Raw genomic sequence first — 17,524 nt, 5'->3', positions numbered from 1 at the left:
CGTACTGGCGGGGGACCAACCGGGCTGCGTCCGCGCACAGTTGGCTCACACCGCAGTCGCTCACACCTCAGTCGGTCACGTCGATGGCGACCCGGTTCGTCTCCACCCCGGCCGCGGTGACGACCTGGACGTCCACGACTCCCGGCTCCACCTCCACGGGCACCGGCACGGTGAGCACGGTGTCGGTCGGATTGGCGAAGCCGCCGGCGACGGGGATCAACGGGACGTGGACGTGGACCCGGCCGATCCTGACGACCATCCGGGCCAGCCGGTCCGGGCTTCCCGCCCCGGGCGGTACGAAACCGGCGCCGCGGATCTCGATGTCGTCCCCGGTGCGGATCGGGGCGTCCAGATCCCCGGCCTCACGGGTCCGTACGACGGAGAGGATGACCGGACGGCCGCCCTCCGCGTACTTCCCGGCGAAGTACGTCGCCGCGGAGACCGCCACCAGGAGCGCCAGACCCCAGGGCAGGTCGGGAAGCTGCTCGGGGCGGCGGGCCAGGCGGACCGCGGAGAAGAGCACCGCCACGGCGCTGACGAGCACGTACTGGACGTCCGTGAAGCTGCCGCGCCCCGAGTCGTCGGTGAGCAGGTCCGCGGCGCGCGGCCGGTCGGCCTTCAGCTTCTGGAGCCGCTGGGCCAGGACGCGTACGGTCACCACCCGCCGTACGAGGACGGCGACGGCGCACACGAGCGCGAGGACGGTCAGCACTCCGGCGGAGCGCACCAGGTCCAGGCCCTCGATGAGCTCGTCACGGTCCTCGTGCGCGGAGGCACCGGCCAGCTGGAGCGCGAGGACGAGGACGGAGAAGACGGCGAGCAGCACCCAGGAGGCGGCGACGGTACGGGAGGTGGAGAGCCGGTTGTCCTCGCCGATCAGCGGGGCGAGGAGGCCGCCCCGGGCCCGGTGGAAGCGGGCGGCACCGGTCAGCAGCCCCGCGGTGAGGAGCCCGGCGGCCAGGCCCGCGGTGCGGGCGGTGGACCAGCCCGCACCGACGGCGGTGGCCGTCTCGCCGATCACGAGGGCGGCGACCCCGCCCCAGACGACGAGCAGCGTGCGCCGCCAGACGTGGTGGAGCCAGACGTCACCCGCCTCCCGGGCGCGGTCGGCGACGGTACGGGCCGACTCCGTCAGCTCGTCCGACACCCACTGCCGGGAGGCGGAGGCCGACTGGGCGACCCCGGCCGGCAGTCCGGTACCCGCGGCCAGTTCGTCCCGCTTGACGAGAAAGGCCGCGACCGCCCTCCTGTGCCCTTCGCGTGCTCCGTGCGGGCAGTCGCCGCACGTACAGCCACCGCCGTGCGTGCTGCTCTTTCTCGCCTCGTCCAACGCCACGAAGAACGCCGCCCTTTCCTGTCCGTGCCCGGCCAACTCGTCTGCGATTTCTGCGAATTGTGCCGTACGGGGCCGGTGGGCAGCGCATCGGGGCGAAAGGGCGGCGCTTTCCGGCGGAATGGGCGACTGGTCCGCCGCCCCAGGGTCAGGCGCTCAGTACGAGGTAGGCGAGGCCGAGCGTTCCCCGGTAACCGCCGTAGTAACCGGTACGGCGGGCGTCGACAGCGGCGAGGACCCCGTCCCGCAGAGGGTGCGCGGGGTTCGCCAGTGCCCAGCGCTCACCCCGGCCGATGTTGGCCTCCGACTCGAAGAGGTCCCATTCGCGCTGGTCGGCGACGGTCACCTGGAGCGCGCGCAGCCCGGCGGCCTCGGCGTGCCGGATCAGTCCGAGCAGGGTGGGGAAGTCGCCCGGTTCGGCTTCCAGCGCCTCCAGTACGGCCTGCGAGGGCTCCCGCTCCCAGAACCCGTCGCCGAACAGCACCCGGCCGCCCGGCCTCACGGCCGCCCGCAGAGCCTTCAGCGCCTCCGGGGCGGACCCGGGCCAGGCGTGCGCGGCGCCGATCGACACGGCCAGGTCGTAGTCGCCACCGGTCCAGTCGGCGGCGGGCACCTCGTGGAACCGGACCCGCTCGTCGAGGCCCCGCTCCCGCGCGAGGCGCCTGCCGCGCTCCACGGCCTCCGGGTCGGTCTCCACCCCGTCACCGGTGGCGCCCGGGGCGGCCTCGACGAGCCGCATCAGCAGCTCGCCCCACCCGCTGCCCAGGTCCGCGATCCGCGCCCCTTCGGCGGGGTCGCAGGCGGCCACCAGCCGGGCCGCGTGTTCTTCGGAGAGCGGGGTGTTCCAGGTCAGACGGTCGTTGTGGGCGGCGGACATCAGGGCGCGGATCTGGTCTGCGGACATGAGCGCGGAGCCTCGCACGCGCCCGCCGGGCGGCGCCACCGGTTTTCGGGCCGCCCGGAACGCGGCGGCGCCGCCGTCCTCCGGGGAGGGCGGCGGCGCCAGGGGTCCGGTCCGGGTGGGGTCACTCCCACTCGATGGTGCCCGGCGGCTTGCTCGTCACGTCGAGGACGACGCGGTTGACGTCGGCGACCTCGTTGGTGATGCGGGTGGAGATCTTCGCCAGCGTCTCGTACGGCAGGCGCGACCAGTCGGCCGTCATCGCGTCCTCCGATGAGACCGGGCGCAGGACGACCGGGTGGCCGTAGGTGCGGCCGTCGCCCTGGACGCCGACGCTCCGCACGTCCGCGAGCAGGACCACCGGGCACTGCCAGATGTCACGGTCCAGGCCGGCCGCGGTCAGCTCCTCGCGGGCGATGGCGTCCGCGTCGCGGAGCAGGTCGAGCCGCTCCTTGGTGACCTCGCCCACGATCCGGATACCGAGACCCGGGCCGGGGAAGGGCTGGCGCTGGACGATCTCCTCCGGCAGGCCGAGCTCCTGCCCGACCATCCGGACCTCGTCCTTGAACAGCTGGCGCAGCGGCTCGACGAGCTGGAACTCGATGTCCTCGGGAAGCCCGCCCACGTTGTGGTGGGACTTGATGTTGGCGGTACCGGTTCCGCCCCCGGACTCGACGACGTCCGGGTAGAGCGTGCCCTGCACGAGGAAGGCGACGTCCTCGCCACCGGCGACCTCGGCGATGATCTCGGCCTGGGCCTGCTCGAAGACGCGGATGAACTCGCGGCCGATGATCTTCCGCTTCTGCTCCGGGTCCGAGACGCCGGCCAGCGCGTCGAGGAAGCGCTTCTCGGCGTCGACGACCCTGAGCTTGACGCCCGTGGCGGCCACGAAGTCCTTCTCGACCTGCTCGGTCTCGCCCTTGCGCATCAGCCCGTGGTCGACGTAGACACAGGTCAGCTGGGAGCCGATGGCCTTCTGGACGAGTGCGGCGGCGACCGCGGAGTCCACCCCGCCCGAGAGCCCGCAGATGGCGCGCTTGGTGCCGACCTGCTCGCGGATCAGGGCGATCTGCTCCTCGACGACGTTGGTGGTCGTCCAGGTCGGCTCGATGCCGGCACCGCGGTAGAGGAAGTGCTCCAGAACCTGCTGGCCGTGCGTGGAGTGCATGACCTCCGGGTGGTACTGGACGCCGTACAGCTTCTTCTCGTCGTTCTCGAAGGCCGCGACCGGGACGACGTCCGTGGACGCCGTGACGGTGAAGCCCTCGGGGGCGGCGGAGCAGGCATCGCCGTGCGACATCCACACCGGCTGCTCGGTGGGGGTGCCCTCGAAGAGCGTGGAGCCGGCCTTGGAGACGGAGAGCGGGGTGCGGCCGTACTCCCTGGCGCCGTTGTCGTCGACGGTGCCGCCCAGCATGGTGGCCATCAGCTGGAAGCCGTAGCACATGCCGAAGACGGGGACCCCGGCCTCGAACAGCGCGCGGTCCAGGGTGGGCGCCCCCTCCGCGTACACCGAGGACGGGCCGCCCGACAGGATGATCGCGCGCGGGTTCCTGGCCAGCATCTCGGCCACCGGCATGGTGGACGGGACGATCTCGCTGTAGACCCGCGCCTCACGGACACGGCGGGCGATGAGCTGGGCGTACTGCGCGCCGAAGTCGACAACGAGAACCACGTCGGTGGTGGTGTCGGGGGCGGCGGGGGGTGCTGCTGGCACGGGAGCGGCCTTCCGGCGGTGGAGAGGGGGTCGGTACGCCCAATTCTACCGGCCGCGGAACACCTCCCCCCGCCCGGCGGACTTCCCCTCCCGGTGAGCGCCGCGGCGGGCCCCGCCCGCCCGCCGTCTCACCATCCGGGCCCGGCTCTGGCCCGGCCGCCGGGGCGGGGCCATACTGGGGCCATGCGTCAGCACACGACCTTCGTCTTTACCTATGGCAACCGGCCCGCCGGCTGCCATGGTCGTGCTGCTTGAGCTACTGACAAGCAACGTTCCAGGCGCCCCGGGCCGACAGGCCCGGGGCGTTCTGGCGTTCCGGGCCCGTCGCTCCGGGGGCCGCACCCCACCAGGAGTCATCCCATGAGCAGCACCGCTCCCGCCCGGACGTCCACCGAGGAGACCGGCGCCCACACCGACGAGGCCGCCTCCCTGATCGGCGACGCCCGCGCCCGTATCGACACCCTCGACGACCGGATCATCGGCCTCGTCCAGGAGCGGATGGCCGTCTCGGCCGTCATCCAGGAGGCGAGGATCACTTCCGGGGGCCGCCGGGTGAACCTCTCCCGCGAGATGGACGTCCTCGGCCACTACAGGCGGGCGCTCGGCAGGCCCGGCACCGCGCTCGCCATGACGCTGCTGGAACTGAGCCGCGGGCGGGTGTGAGGCGCGCGGAGGCGGGAGGGCCGTATCCCGTGTCCGGGCCGGGCCTCACCCGTACGGCGCGTGACCGGCGCCGCACCGGCTTCGTTGGTCCCGGTGTCCGTGCCGGCCAGGGGCGGCGACGGCAGGAGACCACACATGGCTCCACCGGGGTGTGCGGCGTACCGCGGGTACGTCGTGGGACCGCATCCCGGCGCATGTGACCGGTCGGCAGGGGACAGCAGCCCGGTCACCCCGCTGCGGCCGGTTCCGGGGACGCCCGGACCGGCCGCATCCGGTTCCCACGGCCGCGCGCCCCGCGGCCCTCTGGTCCGACGCCCGGGGCACTCCCCCGCAGGCCGAGGCCGGGCCGCCTGCTACCGCTTCGCCTTGGGCGGCACCGGGGGCATGCCGAGGAAGGGCAGCCTCAGGGCTCCGAACGCGTCCTCGGGCACCGCCGGTTTCCGCGGCGCGACCGCCGGCAGCCGCCGGTACGCCTCCCCCTGCGCCGGGCGCGGGTCGCCCTCGCCCTTGTTGGGCCAGAAGGACATGGCGCGCTCCGCCTGCGCGGTGATCGTCAGCGAGGGGTTGACGCCCAGGTTGGCGGAGACCGCCGAGCCGTCGACGACCGAGATCCCGGGGTGGCCGTACAGCCGGTGGTACGGGTCGATGACGCCGGACTCGGCGTCCGCGCCGATCGGGCAGCCGCCCAGGAAGTGCGCGGTGAGCGGGGTGCCCATCAGCTCACCGATGTTCGACCCGCGAAGCCGTTGATCTCCTCGGCGAGCAGCGTCGCGCCGCGGGTCGCCGCCTCGATCTGGGTGGGGTTGGGTGCGCCGTGCCCCTGCCGCGCCGTGAGCAGGCCCTTTCCGAGGCCGCCCGGCTTGCGGTACGTCGTCAGGGAGTTGTCCAGCGACTGCATGACCAGCCCGATGATGGTCCGCTCCGACCAGCGGCGGTTGGAGAGGGAACGCACGGCCTGCACGGGGTGCCTGACCATGCCGCCGGCCCAGCGCAGGACCCGGTGGCTGCCGTACGGCACCTGGAGGATGGTCAGCGCGCCCATGGCGTTGGAGCCCTTGCCGTAACGGACGGGCTCGATGTGGGTGTTCGCGTCGGGGTGGATCGAGGAGGTGATGGCCACACCCCGGGTGAAGTCGGCCTTCGCGGCGCCGTGCTTCCTGCGGTATCTGCGGTCGCTGGTCTGCGAGCCGACGAGCCCCTCGGAGTTGGTCCGGGTCAGTTCCCCGAGCCGGGAGGAGAGCCGGGGCAGCAGCCCTTGGTCCCTCATCGTGTGCAGGAGCGTCTGCGTGCCGTACGTCCCGGCCGCCACGATCACCTTCCGGGCGCGCAGCCGGGTGGGCTCCGCCTTCCTCCGGCGGTCGGTCGGGACGGTCGACACGAGGTAGCCGCCATCCGGGTCGTCCGTGACGGCGACGACGGACGTCATCGGGTGGATGACGGCGCCGCCCTTCTCCGCGAGGTGCAGGTAGTTCTCGTTGAGGGTGTTCTTCGCGCCCTGCCGGCATCCCGTCATGCACGAGCCGCACTCGGTGCACGCCTTGCGGTCCGGGCCCGCTCCGCCGAAGTACGGGTCGGGGACCGTCTCACCCGGCCGCGCCTTCGCCGTACCGTCGGCGTCCTCGCCGTCCCCGAAGAAGACGCCGACAGGGGCGAGGTGGAAGGTGTCGCCCACGCCCATGGCCTGCGCGACCGCCTTCAGATGGACGTCGGACGCGGTCGTGGTCGGGTTGAGCCGCACGCCCAGCATCCGCCTGGCCTGGTCGTAGTACGGCTTCAGCTCGTCGTGCCAGTCGGTGATGCCGGCCCACTGCCGGTCCTCGAAGAAGGGGGCGGGCGGGACGTACAGCGTGTTGGCGTAGTTGAGGGAGCCGCCGCCGACCCCGGCGCCCGCCAGCACCATCACCTTGCCGAGCAGATGGACGCGCTGGATGCCGAAGAGGCCGAGGGCCGGGGCCCAGAGGAAGTTCTTGATGTCCCAGGAGGTCTTGGGCAGGGTCGCCGGGGTGAACCGGCGGCCCGCCTCCAGGACGCCGACCCGGTAGCCCTTCTCCGTCAGCCGCAGCGCCGACACGGCGCCGCCGAAGCCCGAGCCGACGATCAGCACGTCGTAGTCGAAGCTCTCGTCGTCGGCCGCCACCTCGGGCGCGGGCCGCTTCTGGACAGGGCTGTCCTGGGACATGGCTCTCCTCGGTACGAAAAGGGCGGAAGGGACTGCGGGGCGGGCGGTCAGCGCAGGCGGAACGCCTTCATCGCCTTCAGCCCGGCGCTCATGAGGGCCGCGTGCCTCTCGTCGTCCATCCCGAAGGAGGGGGCGAGGGGGACCAGCCGCTGCTGGGCGACGGTCTGGGCCTCCGTGTACTTGAGGATGCCCTCGGAGCCGTGGCGGCGGCCGAGACCGGAGTCCTTCATCCCGCCCATCGGGGACTGGACACTGCCGTACGCGGGCGCGTACCCCTCGTTGATGTTGACCGTGCCGGTCCGCAGCCGGGCGGCGATCCGGTGCCCGCGCTTGCCGTCCCTGGTCCACACGCTCGAGTTGAGGCCGTAGGGGTGGCGTTGACGAGACGTACGGCCTCGTCCTCGTCGCTGAACCGGTAGATCGAGACGACGGGCCCGAAGGTCTCCTCCTCGCAGACGGCCATCGGCTCCCGCACCCCGTCGAGGATGGTCGGCTCGTAGAAGAGCGGGCCGATGTCGGGCCTGGCGACACCGCCCGCGACGAGCGTCGCGCCCTTCTCGACGGCTTCGGCGACATGGCGGGTGACGGTCTCCAGCTGCCGTTCACCGACGAGCGAGCCCATGTCGGCGCCGTACGTGAGGGAGTTGCCGAGCCGCATGGCCCTGGTCCGCTCGGCGAAGCGCCGCACGAAGTCGTCGGCGACGGAGTCGTGGACGTACAGCCGCTCGATGGAGATGCAGAGCTGGCCCGCGGAGGAGAAGCAGGCGCGGACCGCGCCCGCGGCCGCCTTCTCCACGTCGGCGTCCTCCAGGACGAGCATCGCGTTCTTGCCGCCGAGCTCCAGTGAGACGCCGACCAGCCGGGCGGCGGCGCCCTGGGCGACCTGGCGCCCGGTGCCGGTCGAGCCGGTGAACGACACGTAGTCGGCGTGCCTGACGACCTCGGGACCGACCACCGGGCCTTCCCCGATCACGACCTGGAACACCTCGGCGGGCAGCCCGGCCTCGATGAGCAGCTCACGGGCCCACAGGGCGGTGAGCGCGGTCTCCGTGTCGGGCTTCATCACGACGGCGTTGCCGGAGACGAAGGCGGGCAGGGCGTCGCCCGCGGACAGTTCGAGCGGGTAGTTCCAGGGGGCGATCTGGCCGATCACTCCACGGGGCTGACGGAGCTCGGTCACCTTGGTGAGCATCGGGAGGACGCCGGTGTGCCGCCTGGGCCTGAGGTACGAGGCCGCCCTGCGGCCGTAGTGCCGCGCGGCGACGGCCACCGCCTGCACCTCCTCGTGGGCGTGCGGCCTGGCCTTGCCGGTCTCCAGCTGGATGAGGTCGAGGACCTCGGCCTGGCGCTCCAGGACGAGGTCGTGGAAGCGCAGGAGCACCGCCGCCCTGGTGCGTACGGGGATCGCGGCCCATAGGGGCTGGGCGGCCCGGGCCCGCTCGAAGGCGGTCGCCACGTCCTGCGGGGTGGACTCGGGCAGGTCGGCCAGCTTCTCCCCCGTGAACGGGGTGTGGTTGGCGGTACGGCCGGAACCCACGACGCCACGGGTCAGCCGGGCGATCACCTCGGGGGTGACCACCTCGGCGGCGGTGCGCGCGCCCGCCGGGGCGGGCGCGACCGGGTTGGTGCCCAGGATGGCGCCGGAGGAGACCGTGGATACCTGCGAGTCCGTCATGAGGGCGAGAGTAGGTGCAGCCGCACTCTTTGGGTACCCGTCGGTAATAGGTTTTCTCCCAACCCACGACGCCCCGTGGACAGGCCCGCCACCGGACCCGTCAACCAAGCCAGTGATCGCTGGCCGCATAACCGCTGATCAGCGGCTCCTTCCGGCCTCAGCCGTTGCCGCCGGGCGGCCGCCAGCTCCGCAGCATCGTGTCGAACCGCTCGCGGCTGACCGGCCAGTCCTCCTCGGGGCCCGTCATGTAGAGCGCGTACTCCGGCCCCCCGGTCTCCGCGTAGTACAGCTGGTCGATCCCGTGCCGGGGGCCCGGGTGGTCCCCGGCCTCGACCCAGGTGAACTCCCACAGGCAGCCGGGCCGGTCCCGGTAGGTGTTCGACCGCAGGCCGAGGCGGGTGTACCCGGGAAGCCGCTTCGCCAGGTCCTTCTCGATGTTCCGCGTGTGCGCGAACGGAGTCTCGAAGTCCGGCGAGGGGTCGATGCTGATGCGGACGCGGTGCCTGCCGTCGTCCGGCGTGTAGTCGATCTGGCTGCCCTCCGTCCGTCGCCGCCAGTCGAGCGGGACGACGATGCTGAAGCCCGCGGGGTCCTGGACCCGGTGCCAGCCGTCGGGTATCCCGGGGTCCGCCTCCTCCGGGTCGCTCGACGGATTCGGCGTGCCCGGGGCGGGCGTGTGGATGGCCCACGACACGCTCCCCCCCGTACGCGAACCGTCATCGTCCTCGTCGTACCGCGCCGCCAGCAGACCCGCCGCCGTACCGAGCACGACGACCGCGGCGAGTACGGCGAGCACCGGGCGCCACCGGCCGCCGCCGGGCCGCCGGTACCCGGGGGCGCCGGCGGGTCCCGCGAGGGTGGCCGGGGCGTACGCCCGGCCCGGCCGCGGCAGCCGCGCCGTCGAACCGTCCGGTGCCGGGTGCCCACGCCGCGCCGCGCCGGGGATCAGCTGGGTCGGTACGTACGCCTGCGCCTCCCGGGGTTCGCGGCCCTCCATGGCGTCCAGCAGCATGCGTTCCGTCTCGGCCGCGGTAGGCCGGTCCCCGGGCTCCTTGCGCAGCAGCGCGGTGATCACCGGGCCCAGCGGACCCGCCCGGCGGGGCGGGGGAGGTTCCTCGACGACGACCGCCTGCATGGTGGAGAGGGGGGACGTCCGCCGGAACGGCGAGCGCCCCTCGACGGCCGTGTACAGCGTGGCGCCGAGCGACCAGAGGTCGGAGGCGGGCCCGGGGTCGCCGCCGCGTACCCGCTCGGGCGCCAGGTAGTCGATCGAACCGACGAGTTCGCCGGTACGGGTGATGGTGGAGTCGCCCTCGATCGCGGCTATCCCGAAGTCGGTGAGCAGCACCTGTCCGTCACGGGCGAGCAGGACGTTGCCCGGCTTGACGTCACGGTGCAGCACCCCGGCTCTGTGCGCGGCGCGCAGGGCGCTCAGCACGTGGAGGCCGATCCTGGCCGCCTCCCGGGGCTCGATCTCGCCCGACTCCCTGGCCGCGTCGGCGAGCGAGGGACCGTCGACGTACTGCATGACGATCCAGGGGCGGTTGTCGTACTCGACGACGTCATGGACGGTGACGACACCGGGGTGGGTGATACGGGCCGCCGCACGCGCTTCCTTCTGCGTACGGGCGTGCAGCACGGCCCGGTCGGCCTCGGCCGCGTACAGCCCCGCGGTCAGCTCCTTGACGGCCACCGTCCGGTGCAGCACCTCGTCATGAGCGCGCCACACCTTGCCCATGCCACCCCGGCCGAGGACCTCACCGAGCCGGTAGCGCCCGGCCAGTACGGGTCCCGCGTCAGTGCCCTGCGAATGTTCCACGTGTGTCCCCGCCCCGTTCCCTCGGGTGCCAGGTTACGGAGGGGACGGACGGGCATGGAACCTCGGACCGCTGACGAGACCGCACTGTGATGCCGGCCGCGGGGCGGATGGTGCGCGGGGCGCTCAGGGAGCAACGCGGTAGGAGGCGATGGCCTGTTGGTAGATCTCGGTGACGCGGTCGCGCTCGCTCTCCGGGCCGATGGCCTGGACGGTGTGGTAGCGGCCGTCCACGATCATCACCAGGTTGCGGACGTAGACCTCGCGTCCGCCGCTCTCCTGCCAGGTGAACTGGCCTTCGGCCATGGCCTGTCGGCCCACGTCGACCCGGCGCAGCCCCATCGACGACGACCAGCTGGAGTCGCGGAACGGCTGGAGTTCGGGCTGCTTGTCACGCTGGTAGTCGAGCGGATCGCCGCCGTTGGCCTGCACCGTGTCACGGCCGGGCACGACGAGCAGGGTGAAGCCGTCGCTCCCGTAACGGATCTGACGGTCCGTCGTGGCCGGGCTGCGCTGCCAGCCCTTGGGTACGCCGATTTCAAAACCCTCCGCGTCCTCGCGCAGGACGTACCCGGCGGCGAGCGCGGCGGCCGAACGGCTGGTCTGCGGCTGCTGCGAACCGTCCGGCTCCGAGGTGTCCTCGGAGGGCGCCCGGCTTTCCGCCTCGCCGGGGGCCGGGGAAACGGACGACGCGCCCCGCGAACCGGTGCCCGCGTCCGGCTCGCTCCTGGGCATGAACATCAGGGCGTAGGCGACGGCGGCGGCCATGGCGAGCAGGACGAACACGAGCAGCAGCCGCCCCAGCCGTCGCGGCGAGTGCTCGTCGTCGCGCCGGGGCGGGGTGCGCAGCACCTTGGGCCCCTTGGGCTCACGCGGCGGCCTGGGCTCGCGGCGCGGCTGCTCGTAGCGCGGCTGCTCGTACACCGGCTTCTCGTACACCGGCTTCTGCTTGCCCTGGCGGTGCCGCCCGTGCGCGGACCCGCCCGAGCGGCCGCGGCGCCTGCGGACCAGCTCGCCCCGGCGGCGTACGACAGGCAGCCGGGTGTCGTCGGGGGACGGCAGCGGCACGACGTCGATGCCCGCCTCGGGCTCGGGCGCCGAGCGGACCAGGGAGCGCAGCCAGCCGCGCAGCTCCTCGAACTCGGGCCGTTCGGTGGGGTCCTGGCGCAGCAGCGACTCGACGACCGGGCGGAGCGCGCCGCACTCCTCGGCGAAGGCGGGCGGCTCCGCGCACACCATCTGGACGAGCTCAGCCGCGCTCTCCTCGGGATACGGGGCGTGGCCCTGGACCGCGCGGTAGAGGAGCGCGCCGAGTGCCCACAGGTCGGTGGAGGGGCCGATGGGCGGTGCGAGCTGCCAGTTCTCGTGGACCGGGCCCGCCTGTTCGGGGGCCCAGCGCTCGGTGACCGCGCCGACGACGGCGATCCGTGCCTGGCGTGCGCGCTCGGCGGCGAGCGGGGTCGCGGGGCCGTGGTACGCGGGGGCGCCGTGGGTGGTGTCCGCGACGACCTCTTCCCAGCCGCCCGAGGGGGCGCCCACGGGCAGGGGGCGGCGCTCCCGGGGGTCGCCGTGTCCGGGGCCCTGGGAGGGGCCGCCGAGGCGGCGGGAGTCGGCGCGCAGCGCGTCCTCACCGGAGCCGCCCGCGGGCACGGGACGTCCGGCGCCGGGACCGTCGTCCCACGTACCGGCCAGATGCACCCGCCGGCCGGGCGGCTCGTACCCGCCGCCGTCCCCTCCCTCTCCCGCTTCCTCGTCCTCGTCATCGTACGGGTCCTCGGCCGTGGAGCTCCACGCTCCGGGCAGCAGCGGCCGTTCGGCGAAGGGCCGCTGGTCCGGGAGGGCGTACCGTCCGTCCTCGTCGCCCGTCCCGGTGTCCGCCTCGTCGTCCTGTTCGTAGTCGGCCCGGCCCCGTTCGTCGTCGGCCCGGCCCGCGGCGCCGGCGCCCGCGCGGTAGGCCGCGATGGCCCCGGCACGCGCGGCACGCAGATGGGCGGCGCTCCCGGCGCCCGGCTCGGCGACGGGGACTGCGGGGTGCGCCGGCCGGGGTACGAGCTCCTGGCCGTCGGCCGCCGGCGGCGCCGCGCCGGACGGCGTCCCGGACGGCGCGTCGAGCGCCGAGGGAGCACGTGAGGCCGGGAACCCGGCGGCGGGTTCCGGCAGGTAGGGCTCCGGGCCGGCGGGCGGCACGTACGGGCCGGTGGGGCCCGACTCGACCCCGGGGGGCGCGTAGGAGTCCTGGTCGTCGGAGCGCGGCGTCGGCACATACCCGCAGAGCGCCTCCTCGGCCGCCCCCGCGGCCAGGCCGGTCAGCACCACGCGGCCGTCGTCGCAGATCAGCACCGTCCGTACGGTGATGTTGCGGTGGGTCCAGCCGTGCGCGTGGAGCACCCGCAGGGCGGTCAGCACGTCGGAGCCGATCTCGGCGGCCCGGTACGGGTTGAGCGGCCGCTCCGCGAGGAGGGCGGCGAGCGGGCGGGCCGCGACCAGTTCGCTCACTATCCAGAGCGAGCCCGCCTCGGCGAAGACGTCGAAGACCTGGTCGAGCCGGGGGTGATCGGGGACCTGCGCCGCGGCCTGGGCCGCCTCGATCGCGCGCCGCACCGCCGGGTCCGTGGACCTGCGCACCGTACGGCCGGTGGCGCGCCGCGCGACGGGGGCGGCCCGTCCGCCCGGAATTCGCGCGGGTCCCGGCCCTCGTCGAGCACTTCGGCGTCCACGACCTCCGGCAACGGCACCTGCCTGACCAGGACTTCCTGGCCGCTGTAGGTGTCGAACGCCCGGGTCTCGACCAGTTCGTACTCGTCGGACGGGGGCAGCGGAAGGCGATAGCGGTCGGCAAGCACCCGACCCGCGTAATCGTCCACGACGCCTCCCCAGAGCGCGCTGTCCCCCGGTCACCGAGATCGCGGTGAGGCCGTCGGTCCCGGTCGCCTGCCCTGCAATTGACCTGTCATTCCGGCTGTGTGCGGTACTCGGCCTCTCACGATACGTGGCAAGTCACCGCCACGCGGCCGGGTCACCGCAACCCGGCCGTTCGGCGGCGGGCTAGTCGGCCGGCTTGAAGGTGGCGAACGCCGTCTCGCGGAGCGTCCGGCACTCCTTGCCGTCCCACTCGCTCGCCTTGCAGCTGACCATGATGGAGTAGCCGTGCGTGGCGTCGACCTTGAACCCCCTGTTCAGGACGCGGATGCGCTGGCCGTTCTGGTTCCGCTCGAAGTTCCAGTCGGCGACGGTCGGGTAGCCGTTGTACTTCACCGTGTCTATGCCGAGGTGCTTGTAGCCGTTGCTGAGGGCGCGCGTGCTGGCCACCGCCCCGGCCCAAGCGGCGGCGGCATCCTCCCCGGGTGAGCTGGTGTAGTCGACCTGGACGCGCGGGAAGCCGCCGTCTACGGCGTATATCCGGCCGGAGTTGTTTCCCGCGATCCTGTAGGGCGTGAAGTCGCCGGGTATCGCCATGCCGAAGTGGAACCGCTTGTCGGTGACCGTCTCGTATCCGGCGGGCAGCGCGTCGGCCGGGCCGGGCCGGTCGGTCTTCGGGTCGGACGAGGGCTTGTCGGACGCCTTGTCCTGCCCCTTGTCCGCGCCCTGGCCGTTCTCTCGGCTCCCGTCCGTGGCCTCGCCGGTGCCCGCGCCGGTCTCCTTGCCTGTCTCCTTGCCTGAGGCGTCGGAGCCGCCTGCGGCTCCCGCCGACGCGGAGGTGTCGCCCCCGGTCCTGCCACCGCCCTTGGCGTCCTCGTCACCGCCGCCGAGGCTGAGCGCGAGGACGGTGCCGAGCACGGCGAGGACGACGACGCCCGCGATGACGGCCAGGGTGCGGCGCGGCACCACGTCCGTCAGCGAGGCGGGGGTCCCGGTGGCGGGAGAGCTCGCCGGACGCTGCGGGGACACACCCGCGGCCGAGGCCGTGGCTCCCGCCTGCGCGGGCGTCGCCTTGGCGTTCCGTGCGGAACGCAGCGCGCCGCGCAGCCGCTCCCGTGCTCCGTCGCCGGACCCGCCGGACCCACCGGTCACTGCTGCCGCGGCGGCCGCCGCGGCCGGGACAGCCGCGGCCTTGGGCTTTGGCTTGGGGACGGAAGGGGCAGCGGCCTTGGGCTTCCGCTCGGACGGCGCCCCGGCACCGGCCGCCGCGATCTCGGCGTCCGTGGGCAGGGCCATGACCTGCGTCGAAGACGCCGGCGGGGGTACGGGCTCCTCCGAAGCACTGATCACGTCGTTGAGCAGGGCCCGCGCACCGGCGTCGTCGAGCCGGTCTTCGGGCTCCCTGGCCAGCAGGCCGTAGATGACGTCCGTCAGCGGCCCCGCGTTCTTGGGCGGGTCCAGGGGTTCGGTCATCACGGCCGTCAAGGTGGCGATGGCCGACCCCTTGTCGTAGGGCGGGCTCCCCTCGACGCTCGCGTACAGCAGTCCGCCGAGCGACCACATGTCGGCCGGCGGTCCGGGCTTGTGCCCGCGGGCCCGCTCCGGCGAGATGTACGAGGGCGCCCCGACGAGCATGCCCGTCGAGGTGACCGACGGGTCGCCCTCGACCTGCGCGATCCCGAAGTCGGTCAGCACGACGCGGCCGTCCTCGGCGATCAGCACGTTGGACGGCTTCACGTCGCGGTGCAGGATGCCCTGGCGGTGCGCCTGGCGCAGCACGTCGAGGATGGCGAGACCCACCTCGGCCGCGCGCCTCGGCGTCAGCGTCCCGTCCTCACGGATCGCCTCGGCGAGGGACTTGCCCTCGATGAGTTCCATGACGATCCACGGCCGATCGTCCTCGTCGACGACGTCGTAGACCGTCACCGCACCGTTGTTGCGAATCCTGGCGATCGCCTTCGCCTCACGCAGGGTGCGCGTGATGAGGCGGCGCTTCTCGTCGTCGTCGATGGCCGAGGGGAACCGCAGTTCCTTGACCGCCACCGTGCGGCCCAGCGTCTCGTCGACGGCGCGCCAGACCGTGCCCATACCGCCCCGGCCGAGCACCTCCCCGAGCCGGTAGCGCCCCGCGAGAAGACGGTCTTCCTTCTCCCGTGCGGGCTTGTCCCGTTGGGGCTCCCGTGCCTGCTCCGCCTCCGACATGCGTCCCCTCTGCGATCAACCCGCCCTGGCAGAGCGTTCATTGTCCCTCACCCCGGGCCCGGTCCTGGTGCCGGGTCGGGCTCGGCCGTGACGAGGTCCGACCGGACCGGAAACGGTGAGCCCGCCCAGCGAACCACATCCGGCACCCGCAGCTTCCTCCCTACCCCGGCCCGTAGTCCAGAGGGGCACCGGCGGCCCGTGCCGCCGCCCCACGGCAGCACCTACCCCCCGTACGACTTCTACTCCTCGGGCCGCACCGGAGCTTCCCGTGCCGGGCCCGGGAGAGAACCGCCCCACCGGACGCTCCCCTGCCCTCACCCTCCCTCAGCTCCCGCGCCGGCACGGACGCGTCGCGCTCCGGCCGGGGGCCCGGCGCGTCAGATCGGCACGATGTCGGGCGCCCCCAGCCGCGCCGCGTCGGCCGTCTGGTCGTCCGGCTGGCGCTGCGACTCCCGCTCCGCCTCCACCCGCTTCTGGTAGTGCTCCACCTCCCGCTCGATGCGGCCGCTGTCCCAGCCCAGCACAGGCGCCATCAGCTCCGCGCAGAGCCGGGCACTGCGCGCGCCCCGGTCGAAGGTCTCGATGGAGATCCGGGTACGCCGCGTCAGTACGTCGTCGAGGTGACGGGCCCCTTCGTGCGAGGCGGCGTAGACGATCTCCGCGCGCAGGTAGTCGTCGGCGGCGGGCAGCGGTGCGCCCAGGGACGGATCGGCGGCGATGAGGTCGAGGAGCTCCTCGGTCAGCGAGCCGTAGCGGTTGAGGAGATGTTCCAGCCTGGCGACGTGCAGCCCGGTGCGGGCCGCGATCCTCGCCCGCGCGTTCCACAGGGCGCGGTAGCCCTCGGCGCCCAGCAGCGGAACGTCCTCGGTGACGCACTCCGCCACCCTCTGGTCGAGCCCGTGCACCGCCTCGTCCACGGCGTCCTTCGCCATCACCCGGTACGTCGTGTACTTGCCGCCCGCGACGACGACGAGACCTGGCAGGGGATGCGCCACCGTGTGCTCGCGCGACAGCTTGCTGGTCGCGTCCGACTCCCCCGCCAGCAGGGGACGCAGCCCCGCATAGACACCCTGCACGTCGTCCCTGGTCAGGGGGGTGGCCAGGACGGAGTTCACCCGCTTGAGCAGATAGTCGATATCGGCGCTGGACGCCGCCGGGTGCGCCTTGTCCAGGTCCCAGTCGGTGTCCGTCGTGCCGACGATCCAGTGCCGGCCCCAGGGGATGACGAACAGGACGGACTTCTCGGTCCGCAGGATCAGCCCGGTGGAGGAGTGGATGCGGTCCTTCGGCACGACCAGGTGGATGCCCTTGGACGCCCGGACGTGGAACTGCCCCCGCTCCCCGATGAGCGCCTGGGTGTCGTCCGTCCACACCCCGGTCGCGTTGACCACCTGCCGGGCCCTGACCTCGTAGACGCCGCCGGCCTCGACGTCCTCCACGCGGGCCCCGACGACCCGCTCCCCCTCGCGGAGGAATCCGATGACCCGCGCCCGGTTCGCCACGTGCGTGCCGTAGACCGCGGCGGTGCGCACCAGCGTGGTCACATAGCGGGCGTCGTCCATCTGGGCGTCGTAGTACTGCAGGGCCCCGACGAGAGCGTCCTTCTTCAAGGCGGGGGCGACCCGCAGGGCCTGACGGCGGGAGAGGTGCCGGTGGGTGGGCAGACCGCGGCCGTGCCCGGAGGACACGGACATCGCGTCGTAGAGGGCGACGCCCGAGCCCGCGTACAACCGCTCCCAGCCCTTGTGCTGCAAGGGATAGAGGAACGCGACCGGTTTCACCAGGTGCGGCGCGAGGCGCTCAAGCAGCAGCCCGCGCTCCTTCAGCGCCTCCCGTACGAGCGCGAAGTCGAGCATCTCCAGATAGCGCAGCCCTCCGTGGATCAGCTTGCTCGACCTGCTCGACGTGCCGGACGCCCAGTCGCGCGCTTCGACCAGACCGGTCGAGAGCCCTCTGGTGGCCGCGTCCAGCGCGGTCCCGGCGCCGACCACGCCCGCCCCCACGACCAGCACGTCCAACTCGCGCTCGGCCATCGCGGCGAGCGCCTCGGTGCGCTCGGCGGGTCCCAGTGTCGCTGTCCTCACTGCTGCCTCCCGGTAGATCGGGGTGTACGGCACGGTGCTGCGGGTCGGCGCGGGTGGCCGGCCGACTGTGCCCACGACTCGATTCTGTCCGCGCA

General features: G+C 73.3%; 7 protein-coding genes and 3 pseudogenes. 1 reads left to right on the top strand and 9 read right to left on the bottom strand.

Annotated elements, in window-relative coordinates:
• Positions 1-67: 67 nt before the first annotated feature.
• From Sfulv_RS17670 to guaA, 3 genes are all read right to left on the bottom strand, one after another.
• Positions 68-1,336 carry a hypothetical protein gene (locus Sfulv_RS17670; protein ID WP_173315150.1) on the bottom strand — a complete coding sequence of 423 codons (1,269 nt, stop codon included), beginning with the start codon at positions 1,334-1,336 and terminating at the stop codon, positions 68-70.
• Between the two features lie 145 nt (positions 1,337-1,481).
• Positions 1,482-2,237, bottom strand: a complete 756-nt coding sequence (locus tag Sfulv_RS17665; protein ID WP_173315147.1) for an SAM-dependent methyltransferase — start codon at positions 2,235-2,237, stop codon at positions 1,482-1,484.
• A gap of 121 nt (positions 2,238-2,358) precedes the next feature.
• The gene (gene guaA, locus Sfulv_RS17660; protein ID WP_173315144.1) at positions 2,359-3,951 is read right to left on the bottom strand and encodes a glutamine-hydrolyzing GMP synthase; all 1,593 of its coding nucleotides are present in this window, start codon (positions 3,949-3,951) and stop codon (positions 2,359-2,361) included.
• 360 nt (positions 3,952-4,311) lie between these two features.
• Here guaA and Sfulv_RS17655 point away from each other — a divergent pair, with 360 nt between their 5' ends.
• A complete protein-coding gene (locus Sfulv_RS17655; RefSeq protein WP_173315141.1) occupies positions 4,312-4,614 on the top strand; it encodes a chorismate mutase in 303 nt (100 codons plus the stop codon).
• Between the two features lie 353 nt (positions 4,615-4,967).
• Here the strand turns inward: Sfulv_RS17655 and Sfulv_RS17650 are convergent.
• The 6 genes and pseudogenes from Sfulv_RS17650 to Sfulv_RS17625 form a co-directional block, all read right to left on the bottom strand.
• Positions 4,968-6,793: pseudogene (locus Sfulv_RS17650) on the bottom strand (GMC oxidoreductase).
• A gap of 47 nt (positions 6,794-6,840) precedes the next feature.
• Positions 6,841-8,468: pseudogene (locus Sfulv_RS17645) on the bottom strand (succinic semialdehyde dehydrogenase).
• A 157-nt stretch (positions 8,469-8,625) separates the two neighbouring features.
• Entirely contained in the window at positions 8,626-10,287 is a 1,662-nt protein-coding gene (locus Sfulv_RS17640; protein WP_173315138.1) for a serine/threonine-protein kinase, read from the bottom strand.
• Between the two features lie 123 nt (positions 10,288-10,410).
• Positions 10,411-13,148 (bottom strand): annotated as a pseudogene (locus tag Sfulv_RS17635) (serine/threonine kinase C-terminal domain-containing protein).
• A 181-nt stretch (positions 13,149-13,329) separates the two neighbouring features.
• Positions 13,330-15,345 (bottom strand): serine/threonine-protein kinase, encoded by a 2,016-nt coding sequence (locus Sfulv_RS17630; protein WP_173315135.1) that lies wholly within the window; start codon positions 15,343-15,345, stop codon positions 13,330-13,332.
• Positions 15,346-15,722: 377 nt separating this feature from the next.
• Positions 15,723-17,429, bottom strand: a complete 1,707-nt coding sequence (locus Sfulv_RS17625; protein WP_173317950.1) for a glycerol-3-phosphate dehydrogenase/oxidase — start codon at positions 17,427-17,429, stop codon at positions 15,723-15,725.
• Between the last annotated feature and the right edge of the window lie 95 nt (positions 17,430-17,524).

It is taken from the genome of Streptomyces fulvorobeus (genome assembly GCF_013167895.1).
Taxonomy (GTDB): Bacteria; Actinomycetota; Actinomycetes; order Streptomycetales; family Streptomycetaceae; genus Streptomyces; species Streptomyces fulvorobeus.
Note: the sequence above shows the minus strand (reverse complement) of the source record. Positions and strands in the feature narration are given on the sequence as shown.